This window comes from Cryobacterium cryoconiti (assembly GCF_004403065.1).
GTDB classification, from domain to species: domain Bacteria; phylum Actinomycetota; class Actinomycetes; order Actinomycetales; family Microbacteriaceae; genus Cryobacterium; species Cryobacterium cryoconiti.
This window is the reverse complement of sequence record NZ_SOHA01000001.1, coordinates 23,856-40,054: the sequence shown is the minus strand read 5'-3', so window position 1 is coordinate 40,054 and position 16,199 is coordinate 23,856. Positions and strand designations below refer to the sequence as shown.

Sequence of the window (16,199 nt, the reverse complement as noted above, 5' to 3'; positions counted from 1 at the left end):
CCTCGACATCCCGCCGGCCATCCGGCCGCATCTCAGGAGAGAAAAATGAAATCACCGAAGAACACCGCCACCCCGCCAGCCCGCACTGCGTTCGCTCGAGGCCGGTTCGTCGGTGCCGCGGCGATCGCTTTCGCGGTGTTGGTGGTGATAGAGAACGTGTTGTTCACGGTAACGGGCGCTCCGGGCTATGGCGATCCGATCGAGCAAGTGCTGGCCTACTACGCGACCAACCGCGACGCGATCGCGATCATTTCTGGTCTGGTGGCCTTGTACCTGCCGCTGCTGCTGGTGTTCGTGACGGGCCTGCACGGCCTCGTGGAGCGGCGCGGCGGAGCGGGCGTCGGCTGGTCGCGCCTGGCCTTGGCCGCTGGCGCGACGCTGGCGGCGATCTTCGTGCTGTTCAACGTCACGCAGATCGGGCTCGCGCTCTCCGCCGGCGGGCTCGCCGAGCCGACGCCCGCTTTCGAGCTCGTCTGGCAGATTCACGCGGCGGCGTTCGCGCTGGCGCTGCCGATGATCGGCACCACCTGCTTCGGCGTGACTCTCGCCGCGCACGCGAGCGGGCTGACTCCGGCTTGGCAGCGCCTGCTGGGCCTGGTGAGTGGGAGCCTGCTGCTCGCCGCGGGGCTCGGCAGCCTCGCGATCGCCGACGGCTCGACGCTGATCTTCGTCGGGCTCCTAGGGTTCGCCGCCTGGCTCGTCTGGCTGCTCGCGACCGGCGTGCGCCTCGTTCGGTCGTGACCGAAATGAGGTCGGCGCCGAGAGACCAATTTCATGTACCACCTACCCTGAAAGCACTCCGCCCTACGGGAGCGCCCCGAAGGCGTTCGCCAACAGTCACTCTGACAAACTGTCCTCGTGACCGCGGATATAGAGGTAGTCCAATTCAACGATCCACGCCTGCAGCATCTAACCGAGGCGGGGTACGTCGTTGTCGGCGAATCGTGGGGCGCCCGCCTGCGCCTCAGCGATCCACCCGACCTATCGGTGTTGAGCGCGGCGGTCGTCGCGGCAACGGAACAAGGATTCCTGATCGAGGAACTCGATCCCGGCTGGGCGCCTCAGGTCACGGCCCTGGAAGCCTTGAACCACGCCGACTACCCGTTTACGCCAGCGACATCCGTGCCGCACCGAGACGAGTCCGACATGCGCGAACTGTGGAAATCGGGGTACCGCCTCTTTGGTGCCATCACTGACGGGCAACTCGCGGCCGTCAGCGTAATTGGCCTGACGGCCACGCGCGCGGAAACCGAATTCACTTCCGTCCACCGCTCCTACCGCCTCAGAGGGCTCGCCGTTGCTGTGAAGGCCGCATCGATCACGGCATTAGCCGACGAGGGAGTCAGGATCTTCGGCACCGGGGGTGCTCAGATTAACGCCGGCAGCATCCGCATGAATGAACATCTCGGCTATGCCATCGAAGAACGCTGGCTCAGCCTCACAATGTCGCAATAGAACAAGGACACACGCCCGGAGACCGTTCCCGTCAGCGTCTCACTCCTGAGCTGTCGGTGGCCCAACGCTCCCGGAGTTGCGGAGAGCATCTTCGATTTCCGAGTCCTTGAATCCAGCCACCTGAAGCGAATCGCGAATCCGCGAATCGGAAAGCTCTTGCCTTCTCCGCGCCCGTTCCGCAGAGCGAGTCTGTCGCCAATATCTGAATAGCTTGGCTGTCAGGATCACCGCATAGAGCACGATTCCAAGGACGACCAGTGAGAGCACGGCCCCAGCGAATGAGGTCACAATCTCCACTGCGAGGATCCTTTCTTGAGCTCCGTCCCGGCCACATCACCTAACTATTTTGAACAGGTGGGATGCGAGCGGAGGACCCAAAGCGATTCCCCGATGTCCCCCTCGGTTAGCCACAGCCTATTGCCGCGGCCACGCATACCCAACCCAAGTCTCCGGCTCCGGCTCCGAAACAAGCACTCGGCAAGACTGCCAAGCTCGCAGGCCACTTACCAACAAACACACGCCCGGAGACCGTTGGGTTTATGAGCCCACGTGCCGGTGTCTCAGTAGGGTGGGGTCATGGTCAACGCTGCAGGTACCTACCCGGTCGTCTCTGCAGATTTGATTGACACGCTCAACGCCTGGAAATCCCTTGGGCACACCCAGGGCGCGCTGCGTGATGAGTACGTCTCCTTCGTCGGTGCCTCTCCTGGATCTGCGCTGGATCGCGACGGGGGTGCGGAGCACGTGACTGCGAGCTGTTTCGTCTTCACCCCCGATCTGGACAAGGTGCTGCTCTGCTTCCATAAGAAGGGTCGATTCTGGGTTCAGCTTGGCGGTCACGTTGAAGCAACGGACAGATCAGTTGCCTCGGCGGCCCTCCGCGAAGCCCGTGAGGAAGGCGGCATCAACGACATCCGTCCGGTCGGCGCCATCTTGGATGTCGACCAGCACGCCCTGGGTGCCGGCTTTGCACGGTGCAGCGTTCATTGGGACATCGGCTTCGGCGCAATCGCGAGAACAGACATAACCCCGTCCACCAGCACTGAGAGCGAGGATGTCGCTTGGTGGCCAGTAACAGAACTGCCCGACAACGTGCCTGTGAACTTTGAGCACCGCTTACGCAGGATTCTTGACGAAATCAGGCACCAAAGCAGTGTCTAGCTCCCGCTGAAGGCGCCTCTCGAGCTGACCTGTGAGCAGTAGCCTGCTGGTATGGGCGAGGAAGAGCAAGAACTCACCGGGGGCAACGCCTCAGGCGCCGTCGTCCAAGTCGGCGGGACCGTGCGAAAGCCCTGGATCGAAAACACAGCTTTCGTGCAGAGCTATCTCGCTATTCTCCGAGCACACGGAGTGGATGCTCCTCAACCACTCGGCCGCGATGAGTCCGGTCGTCAATCGGTCGAGTTTGCGGAAGGCAGCATGGCGTCAAGCCAGATGCCGCTCAGAGCCGCTGATCTGCGGCGGGTGGGTCGAATGATTCGCCGAATCCACGACGTGAGTGAATCCGTTCCCATCCCCGACGCTAGGGATTGGGAGATGCTGCTGCCAGTCGAGAATCCGAACCTGATGTGTCACAACGATCTTGCGCCGTGGAATCTGGTCATCGGCGATCGCTGGGTCTTCATCGATTGGGATGCGACCGGCCCGAGCACCCGGCTGTGGGATCTGGCCTACGCCGCCCAAGCCTTTGGCATGCTAATCAAGGGTGAACCTGTCGAGGCGGCAGCGTCAAGGCTGCGTGCTTTCGTCGACGGGTACGGGGCCGATACCGAACTCCGTGCGGCCCTTCCGGCAGCCATGGCGAAACGGACCGCGGCCATGTTCGACATGTTGCGCAACGCCAACGAGACCGGACACCAACCGTGGGCCGATATGTACGTCAACGGCCACGGGGACTTCTGGCGTGACGCTGCCGAATATGTCACCCAAAACCAGACGGCCTGGGAGCGAGCCCTCTCGCCATCGCAAAAGCATCCGACACGAGAGTCCCCGCGGTCTCGTCCGGCAGCACGTTTTTAGTCCCTCTCGGTGCGCTCGGGGCTGAGATCGCGGAGCATGACGAGCTCGCGCCGGCCACTCGGCAGTAGATCGCCGGGTTCATCGGACACGACAAAGCCGTTTCGTTCATAGGTTCGTCGGGCTGCGACATTGTCCGGCATCACGGACAGAACGAGCGTCGTCGCGCCAGTGCTCGCCGCCCAACGTGCGATCGCGGTGATGAGCGCACTGGCGACACCACGACTACGAACGGCGGGGTCGACCCACATGGAGATGAGCTCGGCGCGGCTGGCGGCATCCGTGCACGGGATCCCCGTGGCCATGCCGACGGGGGTGTTCCCGTCGACATCGACAGCCAGAATATCGATCGCTCCCGGGATCGACAGACGCTCACGCCAACGGTCATCCGACGCGTCTGCCCACTCTTGCAGGCGTGAACCGAAGGCGCCAGGCGCGTCGGTCAGCGCCGCGAGCCGCACCGGCCGCCAGACCCGCCAGTCGTCAGCGGATACGGTGCGCAGTTCGATGGTCATGCCCCGACCATACCGACAGGCACGACGACAGGACCGACAATCACGACGAGGAGAGCATCGCGACGGCGTCCCCAAGGTCTATGCCCGCTGAAAGGCGGACCGCCGGGTCGCGCAGATTGACGATAATACGGGCCTCCACGTTGGGCGCGAACGGAGAAGAACCGTGTCCTGATGTGAGGGATCAACGACGCGATGGAACGAGCCGAAGGACCCGTTGGGCGTAGCTACCAACCTGCCCGCGCCGCGAGCAAGTCCCTCTCCCCATGTCGCAAGCGGCGGAAGCACGTCGCATCGTGGGCCTGTTGAAGACCGCAGCTACTGTTGCTGTTGCCAGTTCCGTTCACGGCCGAGTGCAGCGGCGGCAGCAAGCCCGGTGGGCTGACCAAAATTAGTCCGTGCCGGGCGGGCCGACCCCGGAACCGCCGGCACCAAAGGGCCCTGCCCAGCCGGCCGGCGCGAGTGACCGGATCGCCCAGCTCACACAGCTTGGCGAGCTGTTGTCAGCGGGCGTGCTGACCACCGCTGAGTTCGAACAGGAGAAATCCCGCATCCTGAGACAGTAAGCCTCCGCCGTGGCTTACCTGACCGGTTGCTGCTGATCCTCCTCTTCAGCATGGTCGTCTGCGTTCATCTAAATTTGCCTCGGCTGTCCACAATCTTTCCGGCGATATCGCTCAATCGCGTATCCGTCTTCCGCGCATGAGCGCGCAAGAGTGAGAACGCGACGCCCATGGGCACTCCATACTGCTGAGCGAGAACCCCTTTGGCTAGCTCTATCGTCACCCGAGCGTCAAGCGCTTGAGGCAATTCCTCGTCGAGGTTGGTTGTCGCGGCACGGACCAAAACCTCGATCGACGCAGCATCTCTGTCATTCATTGGGCCGAGCTCCTCCAAAAAGAGACACAACACCCCGGCGTTGTGTCCCCGGGGACGTAAGGGAACCACGTGCGCGGCCTGGAACCCGCGGGCTTCGGCGATGGCAGCGAACGTAGGCCAAGCGCGCCAAGATGCAGCGATGTTCGGCACGTCCAAAGTTTCACCAGTACGAAACGCCACGAGGCACGGCCCTTGCTCGAAGCCCAGCTGCGCTTCCTCGACGTCAGCGCTCCTCTCCTTTGAAGAGGCGACAACGTGAAGGTGCTGATCGCAGTCAGCTATCAGGATGCCGGCCTCAACAACACGCGTGAACGAGGTTGCGGCCTGCACCAAGAGGTCAAGGGTGTCGCTGGCTTCGTAACCGGATTCCGATGCTTCTGCGAGTGCCCTCATGACCTCGACGACAACCTTTCCATCGTTGTACATACTCATTGGCGAACGCTACGCCTGACGCTGGCGCTCCACACAGGCTTCCTCGTGTGGGGATCGTCTCGAATTGGGCACGGCGATTTCCGAAACCCACAGGGCGATGACTGCAGTCAGGTCGGCTGAGAACGTCAGTACACTGCCGCGAACAGCAGATTGCGGCAGCGCGGGCCGGCGATCGGAGCCATTCGTCGGAACTCCCACAGGAGTGATCGCGGTCATGCGCTCACCAACCGGGCGGATCCGGACTCTGCCGCGATGCCAAGCGCGCGAAGCGCTGTGAAGGTGGTCCAGCGAAAACCGCCGCCGATTTCCATTCCTTGGAAACTTTTGTTTTGTTGCTCCACGCAGCCGAGGAGTCCATCAGAACTTTCCACGCGAGGCTCGCGACGCACCAGCCAGCCGTAAGCCGACATCTGCGTGATCGACATGCAGTGACTGCAGCAGTAGTTCGCCGCGTCTTCGTTAATAAGATCGGCAAACGATGTGCTCGTGAATGCGTCATCGGTGCGTGGATAAAGCCGACTGTCACGCATTTGTGCTCCCCGGATCAGCGAATAAACCGCTGCCGAGGGCTGGAGCAACAATTAGACCCTATGGCCGAGCTGCCTGCGAGTCAATTCTCGTCAGCATCAGGGACACGGCCATTCGCCGTGCCAGATTCAGACTCGTGAGCCGGCTTCGCCTTTCGCGCCGACGCGGCTTCCCAAATCGATGCTGCGGTCGATAACCGCGGTGGCCACGGTGGTGAGCGTGAGGTTGCGGTCGCGAGCATATTTCCGCAAAGCCGCGAATGCTTCGTCCATGGTCAGCCCAGCGCTTTCCGATACAACGCCCTTTGCTTGCTCGATCAGAACTCGGGAGTTCAGGGCTCGCTGCAACTGCGCAGCGACAAGAGTCTGCTCTCTGCTTCCTCGCTCCTGCAGCAGTCCGATGGTGGCAACGTCGGCCAGGGCCTGCGCAACAGCGGCGTCAGCGGCGACCAGTTCACCCACGTGGATGCTGAACATGTTCAAAGCCCCAAGCACTTGGCCTCGAAGACGCATTGGGGTCGCGTGCACGGATTTGAAACCCTGTCGTATCGCTTCAAGACGGAAGGCCGGCCACCGATCCCCGGAACCTTCGATATCGCCAACGGTCACCGGTTGCCCGGTCGTGAAGCACTCGACACACGGTCCGGAGCCCGCGTTCAGCTGCATCACCTCTATGAGTGTCGTTTCTTCACTGGTGGATGCCACGAGCTGCAACTCGCCCAAACCATCGAGGAGCATCAGACCCGCGGCTTGGGTGTCGAGAATTTCCGAGCACTGTTCCACGAGGTTCTGGAGAAGGTCAACGACGTCAAAATCGTCCGTGAGGGTGTCGGCGAGTTTAACGAACGCTCTATTCAGCTTCGCTTCGCGCGTGAGGTCAGCCATGGCTTGCTCTTTCTCGGTAGTGAAATTATTCGGGGAGAGATCTAAAGCTCATGTGCCTACTGACGACGTCGCGGGCGATGTCCTGAACGGTTCGACCGTTGGCAAAAGCGTGGGCCTGCAGGCGCGAGTAGGCGATCGTAGCAGTGGTATCTAGTTGCACAAGGATCATGCCAATGGCCTGATGAACCTCGCGCCTCATCGCCGGGGTCACCATCGACTCTCGTGCGTCTTCATTGTCGGCACCTGCGATGGCGTGGCGCACGGCAACATCCGTCATGGCCGACGCCAAAGTCACTGCGATCTCTCTGTGCTGCGGGCTCAAGGCGCCTGCAGTTCGCCGGTATAACCCGACGGTGCCGACAGTGACTGCTCCCATAAGCAAGGGGAACGAGAAGAGCGCGCCCACAGGAAGTGAACTGATCGAAGCTGCAAAAATGGGCCAGGAATCATGGGTGCCTGTAGAAACATCCGGCACGAGCGTCGGGAGTCCGGATTTGAGTGTGGCCCACTGCGGGCCTTCGCCAAGATCGAACTGCAATTCGTCGATCCGCGCCGCGACCGCATCACTCGAGCAGATGGTGGATTGACCGCCCCTCGGTCCGAAAACGGCGATTGTCACACCGGTGACGCCGAGGTCGTCGATAAACGGCAGACACAAATCCGTGGGTTCAGCAACCACGAAATCGTTCTTGCTTTCGTGCATCACATCTTCCGGAAATAGAGGAATGAGGCTGGGATTTGATAACACCGCGCCATTGCATCCCCCCTCAGAGATCACTTGTCTCGTTCGGGACAGTCCGTTCAGAGTACAGCAACTCGCAGAAGCGGGATGTGCTGTCGTCAAGCGGGCCCGTAAGCGGGGGCCGCATTCGCAGCCGACCCATGCTCTTGTTTCGCAAGACCCGCATCAACCAGGACTTCACACGCACATCTGATGATGTCGATGTCGACACGGCCGTTCTTCAGAATGCTCCGAAAGTCATCGTTGTGCGTGACGTTCCGCTTTCCGCTGACGTCTTAGAGCTGAGCAACCCCGCCCTCCCGCTACGCCCGAATTCAGAAGAAGGACTAGTTCATGCTTTTAATCTTCGGCAATCGCCTCACCGAGAGCATCGTGAATGTGGTCTCCTTCGTCTGCGGGTACTGCCACGTCGAGGCAACGCAAGACGTGATCCGGCGCTCCAACCGATTCACCTTGTTCTTCATTTCACTGTTCGCGTTCTCGACGACATACGTCAACCGGTGCACGAACTGCGGAGCAGAAACGGTCCTCACTGCGGGGCAGGCCCAGCATTCCATCGCCTGGGCCGAAAACCAGCGCTGAAAGCAACTTCCAGTCGCGCCCTCGCCCGTTCAGGCATGCATTGGGTCAGTCTCGGGCCGCTCCCCGGCTGGAACACCACCACGTCCACCGACCATGACGACAACCGTCTTGGCTGCTACCTCGGAGCCGGCGCACAGTCGTGAAATGACCGCGAACCCCGCCGCGGTCCTGACCGCCGCACCGCGCGTCACCTCGGCAGCCGCGTCGCCAAGCTCGGGCAACTCGCCATCTAAGCTGGACTGTTGCCCACGGAAGGAACCTCAATGAGCATGGAAGGCGCGGCCTGGAGCTCGCTGTACAAGATCTCTACCGCCAGGGACGGCAAACACGGCTTCTCCCGTGAGTCCGTGCGGCGGATCATGACGTTCGCGGTGCCCTACCGGTCCAAGCTGTTGATCTTCATCGCTCTCTCCATCGTGGGAGCATTCCTCGCGGTCGCAACGCCGGTACTCGCCGGCCAGGTGGTCGACGTCATCGTCGCCCAGGGCGAGGTCACCACGATCATATGGATCGCCGTCGTCATCGCCCTCGTGGCCGTGGCCGACGCCGCCGTGTCACTCGTGACGCGCTGGTACTCGGCGCGGATCGGCGAAGGCGTGATCCTGGACCTCCGCACCTCCGTCTTCAACCACGTGCAGAAGATGCCGATCGCGTTCTTCACCCGCACGCGGACGGGCGCCCTCGTGAGCCGCCTCAACAACGATGTGATCGGCGCCCAGCAGGCCTTCAGCGGCACGCTGTCCGGCGTGGTCACGAACCTCGTGGCGCTGACCCTCACCCTGATCGTCATGCTCAACACGTCCTGGCTCGTGACGGTTCTCGCCATGATCATGCTCCCCATCTTCCTGATACCCGCGCGCCGCATGGGCAGCCGCCTCGCCGCGCTGCGCCGCGAGGCCGCCGATCACAATTCCGCCATGAGCACGCAGATGACCGAGCGCTTCTCGGCGCCTGGCGCCACCCTCGTCAAGCTGTTCGGCCGGCCCGACGAGGAGGCCGAGGAGTTCCGCGTTCGCGCCGCCCGTGTGCGCGACATCGGGGTGCGGACCGCGATGCTGCAGTTCGTCTTCTTCACCGCCCTGATGCTCGTCTCCGCTCTCGCCCTCGCCCTCGTATATGGGCTCGGCGGCTTCCTCGCACTCGCCGGCCAGCTGAATACCGGTGACGTGGTCACCCTGGCGCTCCTCCTCACCCGCCTCTACGCGCCGCTCACCAGCCTCGCAAACGCACGGGTGGAGATCATGAGCGCGGTGGTCAGCTTCGAGCGCGTCTTCGAGGTGTTGGACCTCGACCCGCTCATCAAGGAGAAGCCCGACGCCGTCGCCGTTCCCGAAGGCCCCGTGGCCGTCGAGTTCGACAACGTGCGCTTCGCCTACCCGTCCGCGGACAAAGTGTCCCTCGCCTCTCTCGAGGAGGTTGCCACGCTGGACACCCGCGGCGGCGAGGAGGTGCTGCACGGCGTATCCTTCAGGATCGAGCCGGGGCAGACCGTTGCCCTCGTTGGGACATCCGGTGCCGGCAAGTCCACAATTGCGCAGCTCCTCTCGCGCCTGTACGACGTCGACAGCGGCGCCGTGCGCCTCGCAGGGACGGATGTCCGCGATGTCACTTTCGCCTCCATGCGGCACAGCCTGGGCATGGTGACGCAAGACGGCCACCTGTTCCACGAAACCATCCTCTCCAATCTGCGCCTCGCAAGGCCGGAGGCGTCCGACGACGAGGTGTGGGACGCCGTGCGCCGAGCGCGGCTCGAGCCGCTCATCCGGTCCCTGCCGGACCAGCTGGACACCATGGTCGGGGAGCGTGGCTACCGGCTGTCCGGGGGTGAGCGCCAGCGGATGACCATCGCGAGGCTCCTGCTCGCCCAGCCGCGCGTCGTCATCCTCGACGAGGCGACGGCGGCGCTGGACTCGACGTCTGAGGCCGCCGTGCAGGCGGCGCTCAGCGAGGCGCTCGAGGGACGGACGGCGATGGTGATCGCACACCGCCTCTCCACCATCCGCAGCGCGGACCTGATCCTCGTGGTTGAGGACGGCTCGATCGTGGAGCGCGGTACGCACGAGGAACTGCTGGCTGTGGGTGGGCGGTACGAGGAATTGCACCGGACCCAGTTCGCCGTGCAGACGGATGTTGCGGCCGACGAGGAAACGCTGAGCCTGACCTAGTCACTGAGCCCGGGGCCTGACAGTACGCTTGGGTCACCAGGCCCCAGGGGCGCTGAGTCGCTGAGGAGGCACCATGTTCAAGCCATCTCGATCAATCACCACGACCATGCCGTCGGATCTCGCTATCTCGCGCGCTGCGGTCCGTCGTCCGCTTGAAGAGGTTGCAGCCGACATGGGCATCGGTCCACACCTGCTGGAACCGTACGGAAGTGCGGCGTCGAAGATCTCCCTCGATGCGATCGATGAGCTCCGTGACCGTCCACGGGCCAAGTATGTCGTCGTCACCGCAATCACGCCGACTCCACTCGGGTCAGGCAAGACGACCACCGCGGTGGGGCTCGGTCAGGGCTTCCGGCACATCGACAAGCTCGGGATCGTCGCGATACGGCAGCCGTCGATGGGGCCGACGTTCGGCATCAAGGGCGGAGCCGCTGGTGGCGGCTACGCTCAGGTGGTCCCGATGGAGGCACTGAACCTGCACCTGACCGGCGACACGCACGCCGTTACCGCGGCCCACAACCTATTGTCGGCGATGATCGGCAACCACATTCACAAGGGAAACCGTCTCGGGTTCGACCCCCATGAGATCACCTGGCGACGTGTCCTCGACGTCAACGATCGCGAGCTGCGCACCATCATCACCGGGCTCGGCGGTCCTGACGACGGCAATCCGTTCCAATCCGGTTTCGACATCTCCGCAGCCAGCGAGGTGATGGCGTTGTTGTCGCTGTGCACGTCGTTGCGGGATCTCCGTGAACGGATGGGAAGAATCGTCGTCGGCTACAACCGCGGCGGCGAACCGGTGACCGCCGAGATGCTCAAGGCGGCCGGCGCCATGACCGCGATACTCAAGGACGCCATCAAGCCGAACCTGATGCAGACCGTGGAGCAGACGCCAGTGCTCGTGCACAGCGGTCCGTTCGGGAACATCGCCACCGGTAACTCCTCGGTGCTCGCCGATCTGATCGGCATCCATGCCGGTGACTACCTCATCACCGAGGCGGGGTTCGGTGCAGACATCGGCGCGGAAAAGTTCTTCAATATCAAGTGCCGTGCCTCCGGGCTGGCGCCGGATGCCGCCGTCATCGTCGCGACCGTGCGTGACCTGAAAACTCACTCAAACAAGTACCGGGTCGTCGCCGGCCGACCGCTGCCGCCGGAGATGCTCGCCGAGAATCCCGACGACGTCATCGCCGGGGCAGTGAACCTGCGCCGGCAGATCGCCAACATCCGCCGTCACGGAGTGACGCCGGTCATTGCGGTGAACGCATTTCCCACCGACTACGCCAGTGAGCATCAGGCGATCATGGACGTCGCAGCAGAGGAAGGTGTGCGCGCGGCGATCAGCTACCACTTCACCGAAGGCGGCAGGGGTGCGGTCGAGCTGGCCGAGGCGGTTGCGGAGGCCTGCGCTGAACCGTCGAGCTTCCACCGGCTCTATCCCGACGAACTTCCCCTGGTCGACAAGATCGATGTGATCGCGCGCGAGATGTACGGCGCCGACGGCGTGGACCTCTCGCCGCTGGCCGCTCGGCAACTCGACAAGTACGAGCGGGCAGGCTTCGGAAGCCTGCCGGTGTGCATCGCCAAGACACACCTGTCCCTGTCGGCCGACCCCAAAATCAAGGGAGCACCCACCGGGTGGCGACTGCCGGTGCGTGAGGTGCGTGCCTCGATCGGGGCCGGGTTCATCTATCCCCTCTGCGGCGACATGCGCACCATGCCTGGTCTCTCGTCTGCACCGGCAGCCGAAGGCATCGACATAGACGAGAACGGCGAGATCGTCGGGTTGTCCTGATCGGCGGACCCGGCCGGGCAGATCCGGCGCCTCCAATCCACTAGCGGCAGAGTCGTCCGTGTTCCCAGCTCCGGATAGCCGGTAGGAGAGCATTCACCGCACAAACGGGATCGCGTTCGTAGGGTCCCCCGGGATAGTCGGAGAGTGATTATGGGAGTGCGCCAGAACCGAACGACTTCTTGGGCGGCCGCGGCGGACGAGTCGTCACTCTGAACGTTAGGCTTACCAGCACAACCCCTGAGATCGGAGGACCAGCATGACTGATAACGGTACACAGAGTGAACCGATCCAAGACCAGCATTCTCAATCGGACGAGGCCAAAGTAGCGGGTATTCTCGCACAGGAGGAAGCCGACCTCGCCGGCCACAGCGAAGCCCAAGTCCTCGACGCGCTGCGCGAACGATTTGCATATGTTGGACACACCGTGAGCGAAGAAGCACTCCAAGATCATGCGCGTCGAATCGCCGGTCTCGACCCGAACGCTTTCTCGAGCAAGACACTATGACTTGCAGCTCCACCGCCACGGATGCCGACCGGGTGTTGCGTGGGCATTTAGCGGCGACGTGCCTGCCGTGCATGCAATCGTTCAGTCGCGTCTGAGATGTACTACTTCTCTCCTCGTGGGCTAGCGCTTTCGAGCCCACGAACTCACGTGCGGCGGATGCCCATAAAAGCTGCTCACCTAAGTGTGCGCAACGCGGCCACACCCACTGACGAAGTGCGTTCGCATCCCAAAGGCCGGGGATAGCTGGGCCTAACCACCGACAACGGAACGTCCCGTATTCGGGGGGCCCACTTGTGTGCGCTGCGAATCTTCGCCCAAAGGACTAGGAAGCAAGTATGATCGCGAACCTCGGGCTGAACCGGCTGCTATGGTCTGTAACCGGCGGGACGGCCATCGTCGCCGCAGTCGCCGGCATCCTGAATCCGAGCCTTTACGCCGGACTCGTCGCCGAGACGCTGCTTCCTGGGGCGCTCGCACAGGACATCATCTCGGTGCTCGCCGGGATCGGTCTTCTCGTGCTTGCCGCTCTTGCCCGTCCCAATCGGTGCCGGCAGCAGCTACTCGCGCTGGGCCTGCTCGGCTACCTCTTCTACGCGTACGGCATCTACGTGATCGAGCGGGCCTACAACGGCTTCTACCTTGTCTACCTGGCGATCTTCACCCTGGCGTTCTGGAGCGTGGTCTACGGCACGGCCAACCTGCGGCGAGAGGTGATGGAGCAGGCAACGATGCCGCGCGGGCTGCGGGTTGTCTCCGCTGTCGGCGCGCTACTCCAGCCGCTGATGTTTTACCCACTCTGGATAGCGATGCTGATCCCACTCATGCGCGACCGGGACCAGATCGACTCGCTGTACTCCATCTTCATCCTGGACCTGGGCTTCATCATGCCCGCGTTCCTGATCCTCGCTGTGCTCGTATTCCGCAACCGCGGCGTCGGCCTTGTGCTGCTGCCGGCCCTGTATGTGCTGGGCTTCACCCTTATCTTCTCACTAGCACTGGCCGAGCTGGTCAAACCGGTGTTCGGCACCGCGCCAGACCTGCCGGCGCTGGCCGCCGCAGCGCTCCTCTCGGCACTTTTTCTGGTACTCGGCGGGCTACACCTGCGCCGACTGGGGTTGCCTCAACTGCGTGCAGACGCTGCAGAGGTCCGCCCGCCTCTGAAGACCCCAAGCGCCGACATATTCTGAGTTTGTTTTCGGAACGTTATTCGGATCCGGAAACGTGCCGGGCACCAACAGCGACGATTCGGTGTCCTTCGTCGCAAGTTCGGCGTCAATAACCGGAGGCGAGTGATTCAAGATCGTTGCATGTCAGCACTGGTACTGCATATAGATGGAAACGCCCGATCGCGATAGTGCCCACAACGGCGAGGTATATCCGCATCGCTCAGACCGGCGTCGCACCGCAGCGATGGCGCGTGGATGACGTGACCGCGTGTTCGTCTGACTTGAGGCAGGTGAACCGGTGGCCGCGGCGCGAAAACGCGGGGGCCAACGGCCCGAAGCTTCAGGAGGCCGTGCTCGGGGTTCCCAATCGCGCCGACGACTTCAGGATCTCCACCGATCACCAGTTCGTGAAAAAGTCTTTCGACGTGCTCGGGTGCCATCTCAATCTGCCAGAATCGGCCGCGGCGCCACGGTCCATGCCTGGTTCTGCGGCTCGCGGCCGTCGGCGCGAGTGCTCTGGTTGGCAGGCCGTTTCGCTTGGTCGCCATGGGCCAACCGGTGTGCCGTTACGCTGAGCCCCGCAGCCGCTGAGCTTGCCACTGCCGGGCAGCCGTGGCCCGTCCGCGGCCCGAATAGCCTCAGATCGGTGGGTGGCTTCAGACCCCGGAAGACGTGCCGTGAGGCGGTGCTAGAGCAGACCTTCTCCAGGGCTCGAGGCAGAGGGAACGAGAGATTCAACGGGGACAGAGCCAGTCGGACTCGATCAGGTTCTAGGTCGGCGGAGGGGTGTCCTGGGGGTTGGCCTCGTTGGGGGTGTCGCTATCTGTGTACTCGCCTTCGACGTCCGATTCAGTTAAAGCACGCCCGTCAGCTGGGGTCGTCGCGTCGGCTTCAGGTTCCGTGTCGGTGTACTCGCCGTCGGACTCGGGGTTGGGTTTCATTGGAGGCTTCCTTTGAGAGGGTTTCGTGACAGTATCTCTGCGACTGTCTGATCGCAATATGCGGCACACTCGGATCACGAGCGTCCGCATGTTGCGCTCGCACAGATTCCGGGTCGTCCTCGACGGTTCGATTTTTCCATGTCGATGCCCTCGAGCCAGTACGTCGCCAAGTCCTCGAACGATCTCTCCGGCGTCAGCGACGTATTCATCGGCTGCTGCAGGTATCTCGTCGTGAGCTTGTTCTTCAGCGATCGCTCAGCAGCCCTGGTGGTCTCTCCGGTGGCCTAATTCTGGCGCGTCCGACCGTCCCAGTCCCGGTAACGGGTCCGAGCGTCGAACCGACCGGACGGCGCCACCCGGCTCGCGCTGCTCGGCAATCCAGGCCCGCACATCGGAGACAACGAACTTCAGGTGTTTGCCGAACCGGCAGGCGGCAGGGCCTTTGCCGTGCACCCGCCAGTCGTAGACGGTGGAGATCGGGATGCCCAGGTAGGCGGCCAGCTCGGCAACGTCCACCAGGGGCTCCAGGCCCCAGTCGTCGGTGGAAGGAGAGGTTGGGTTCTCGTTGTGAATGCTCATACCCAGGAGGTGTGCCGGGCGATCCCGGACGATCGGGAGGAACCGAAACCAACCTCGGCGCACCGCACGGCAGGGCCGGCAAAGCGGCTGAAATGGGCTGAAAGTGATGGGGTAGTGATGGGAACATCAAATCTCTTAACCAAAAAAGTCCCGGAAACCCTTGAGTTCCCGGGACATTTGGTCGGGCTGACAGGATTTGAACCTGCGACCCCTTGACCCCCAGTCAAGTGCGCTACCAAGCTGCGCCACAGCCCGCCGCTCCTGCGCGATTCCGACTAACAGAACCAACAGGAGACAACTCGAATAGCTTACCGCGTCCGGAGAGCACTCGCGCACAGTATGGGGCCTCAGCGGGCAAATCCGGGCGATGAATCCTGTGGAGCAGGGCTCACCGCGGGCGCGCAGGTGGCGTTCAGGGATTCCCGCGCGCGTTGATAGCGGGCTCATAGGTTGCGAACGTACCTTGGCGATCGGCCGAACGGGCCGCATCACGAGAGAAGGAAATCATGGCGAACAAGACTGCAGGCATCCTGACCAAACTCAACCTTCCCCTGGTGGCGCTATGGGTGGCCGGCGTGATTGTCACCGTGGTGGGGTGGCTGGTGCTGAGCTCGTCGAATGGCGCTCAGGCCGAGTTTTACACCTCGGCGTCTCAGGATTATGCGGGGTACTTTGCCGCGCAGTCCGGGAGCACGCTGGGGAGCGTGCTGATTGGGGCGGGAGTGTTGGGGATGCTGCTGGCGCTGGCGTCGCAGGTGCGGGTGCGGGGTGCCGTGGTGGCGAGTGTTGTGGAGGACGTCGTTGTTGTTGACGAGGAGGAGGAGTTTGAGGACGAGCTGGGAGTGACGGCGGTGCCGGTTACGGATGCTGGTGAGTCGGGCGTTGAGAGCGGCGAGGGTGAGAAGGCGGAGACGGCGGAGAAGCAGGAGAGCGAGTTGGAGGAGAGTGTGCGAGCGTCTTGAGGTTGGGTCGCCGGGTCTCGACAAGCTCGACCACCGGGTTGCTCGACCACCGG

At 63.0% G+C, this 16,199-nt stretch carries 18 protein-coding genes and 1 tRNA gene; 11 read left to right on the top strand and 8 right to left on the bottom strand.

The window, feature by feature from the left end; all coding sequences use genetic code 11:
- The first annotated feature begins 45 nt into the window (after positions 1-45).
- The 4 genes from E3T49_RS00200 (at position 46) to E3T49_RS00185 (ending at position 3,474) form a co-directional block, all read left to right on the top strand.
- A complete protein-coding gene (locus E3T49_RS00200; protein WP_134422317.1) occupies positions 46-741 on the top strand; it encodes a hypothetical protein in 696 nt (231 codons plus the stop codon).
- A gap of 117 nt (positions 742-858) precedes the next feature.
- A complete protein-coding gene (locus tag E3T49_RS00195; RefSeq protein ID WP_134422315.1) occupies positions 859-1,455 on the top strand; it encodes a GNAT family N-acetyltransferase in 597 nt (198 codons plus the stop codon).
- 576 nt (positions 1,456-2,031) lie between these two features.
- Positions 2,032-2,616 carry an NUDIX hydrolase gene (locus tag E3T49_RS00190; RefSeq protein WP_134422313.1) on the top strand — a complete coding sequence of 195 codons (585 nt, stop codon included), beginning with the start codon at positions 2,032-2,034 and terminating at the stop codon, positions 2,614-2,616.
- A gap of 51 nt (positions 2,617-2,667) precedes the next feature.
- A complete protein-coding gene (locus tag E3T49_RS00185) occupies positions 2,668-3,474 on the top strand; it encodes a phosphotransferase (protein ID WP_134422311.1) in 807 nt (268 codons plus the stop codon).
- On the opposite strand, the gene E3T49_RS00180 is transcribed toward E3T49_RS00185, so the two are convergent.
- Positions 3,471-3,986, bottom strand: coding sequence for a GNAT family N-acetyltransferase (locus E3T49_RS00180; RefSeq protein WP_134422309.1), 516 nt, complete (start codon positions 3,984-3,986; stop codon positions 3,471-3,473). The genes E3T49_RS00185 and E3T49_RS00180 overlap by 4 nt on opposite strands.
- A 395-nt stretch (positions 3,987-4,381) precedes the next feature.
- On the opposite strand from E3T49_RS00180, the gene E3T49_RS16695 reads away from it, so the two are divergent.
- Entirely contained in the window at positions 4,382-4,549 is a 168-nt protein-coding gene (locus E3T49_RS16695) for an SHOCT domain-containing protein (protein WP_277613069.1), read from the top strand.
- Positions 4,550-4,613: 64 nt separating this feature from the next.
- On the opposite strand, the gene E3T49_RS00170 is transcribed toward E3T49_RS16695, so the two are convergent.
- The 5 genes from E3T49_RS00170 to E3T49_RS00150 form a co-directional block, all read right to left on the bottom strand.
- Complete coding sequence (locus E3T49_RS00170) at positions 4,614-5,294, bottom strand: GAF and ANTAR domain-containing protein (RefSeq protein WP_134422307.1); 681 nt, start codon at positions 5,292-5,294, stop codon at positions 4,614-4,616.
- A gap of 9 nt (positions 5,295-5,303) precedes the next feature.
- Positions 5,304-5,510 carry a hypothetical protein gene (locus E3T49_RS00165; protein ID WP_134422305.1) on the bottom strand — a complete coding sequence of 69 codons (207 nt, stop codon included), beginning with the start codon at positions 5,508-5,510 and terminating at the stop codon, positions 5,304-5,306.
- Complete coding sequence (locus tag E3T49_RS00160; RefSeq protein WP_134422303.1) at positions 5,507-5,824, bottom strand: hypothetical protein; 318 nt, start codon at positions 5,822-5,824, stop codon at positions 5,507-5,509. The genes E3T49_RS00165 and E3T49_RS00160 overlap by 4 nt, the downstream gene beginning before the upstream one ends.
- 126 nt (positions 5,825-5,950) lie before the next feature.
- Positions 5,951-6,706: a GAF and ANTAR domain-containing protein gene (locus E3T49_RS00155; protein ID WP_134422301.1), complete on the bottom strand. Its 756-nt coding sequence runs from the start codon at positions 6,704-6,706 to the stop codon at positions 5,951-5,953.
- 25 nt (positions 6,707-6,731) lie between these two features.
- Positions 6,732-7,409 carry a GAF and ANTAR domain-containing protein gene (locus E3T49_RS00150; protein ID WP_134422299.1) on the bottom strand — a complete coding sequence of 226 codons (678 nt, stop codon included), beginning with the start codon at positions 7,407-7,409 and terminating at the stop codon, positions 6,732-6,734.
- Positions 7,410-7,781: 372 nt separating this feature from the next.
- On the opposite strand from E3T49_RS00150, the gene E3T49_RS00145 reads away from it, so the two are divergent.
- The 5 genes from E3T49_RS00145 to E3T49_RS00120 all read left to right on the top strand — a co-directional run bounded on the left by E3T49_RS00145 (position 7,782) and on the right by E3T49_RS00120 (position 13,685).
- On the top strand, positions 7,782-8,030 hold the full coding sequence (locus E3T49_RS00145; protein ID WP_134422297.1) for a zinc-ribbon domain-containing protein: 249 nt from the start codon (positions 7,782-7,784) through the stop codon (positions 8,028-8,030).
- A 263-nt stretch (positions 8,031-8,293) separates the two neighbouring features.
- On the top strand, positions 8,294-10,195 hold the full coding sequence (locus tag E3T49_RS00135) for an ABC transporter ATP-binding protein (protein ID WP_134422295.1): 1,902 nt from the start codon (positions 8,294-8,296) through the stop codon (positions 10,193-10,195).
- 73 nt (positions 10,196-10,268) lie between these two features.
- Entirely contained in the window at positions 10,269-11,993 is a 1,725-nt protein-coding gene (locus tag E3T49_RS00130; RefSeq protein WP_198414191.1) for a formate--tetrahydrofolate ligase, read from the top strand.
- 256 nt (positions 11,994-12,249) lie between these two features.
- The gene (locus tag E3T49_RS00125) at positions 12,250-12,498 is read left to right on the top strand and encodes a hypothetical protein (RefSeq protein ID WP_134422293.1); all 249 of its coding nucleotides are present in this window, start codon (positions 12,250-12,252) and stop codon (positions 12,496-12,498) included.
- 335 nt (positions 12,499-12,833) lie between these two features.
- A complete protein-coding gene (locus tag E3T49_RS00120) occupies positions 12,834-13,685 on the top strand; it encodes a hypothetical protein (protein ID WP_134422291.1) in 852 nt (283 codons plus the stop codon).
- A 1,175-nt stretch (positions 13,686-14,860) separates the two neighbouring features.
- Here E3T49_RS00120 and E3T49_RS00115 read toward each other — a convergent pair.
- Together E3T49_RS00115 and E3T49_RS00110 are read right to left on the bottom strand one after the other, a co-directional pair.
- The gene (locus tag E3T49_RS00115) at positions 14,861-15,184 is read right to left on the bottom strand and encodes a helix-turn-helix transcriptional regulator (protein ID WP_134422289.1); all 324 of its coding nucleotides are present in this window, start codon (positions 15,182-15,184) and stop codon (positions 14,861-14,863) included.
- A 178-nt stretch (positions 15,185-15,362) separates the two neighbouring features.
- Positions 15,363-15,439 (bottom strand) — tRNA-Pro (locus tag E3T49_RS00110).
- Between the two features lie 251 nt (positions 15,440-15,690).
- On the opposite strand from E3T49_RS00110, the gene E3T49_RS00105 reads away from it, so the two are divergent.
- A complete protein-coding gene (locus E3T49_RS00105) occupies positions 15,691-16,146 on the top strand; it encodes a hypothetical protein (protein WP_134422287.1) in 456 nt (151 codons plus the stop codon).
- Positions 16,147-16,199: the final 53 nt, after the last annotated feature.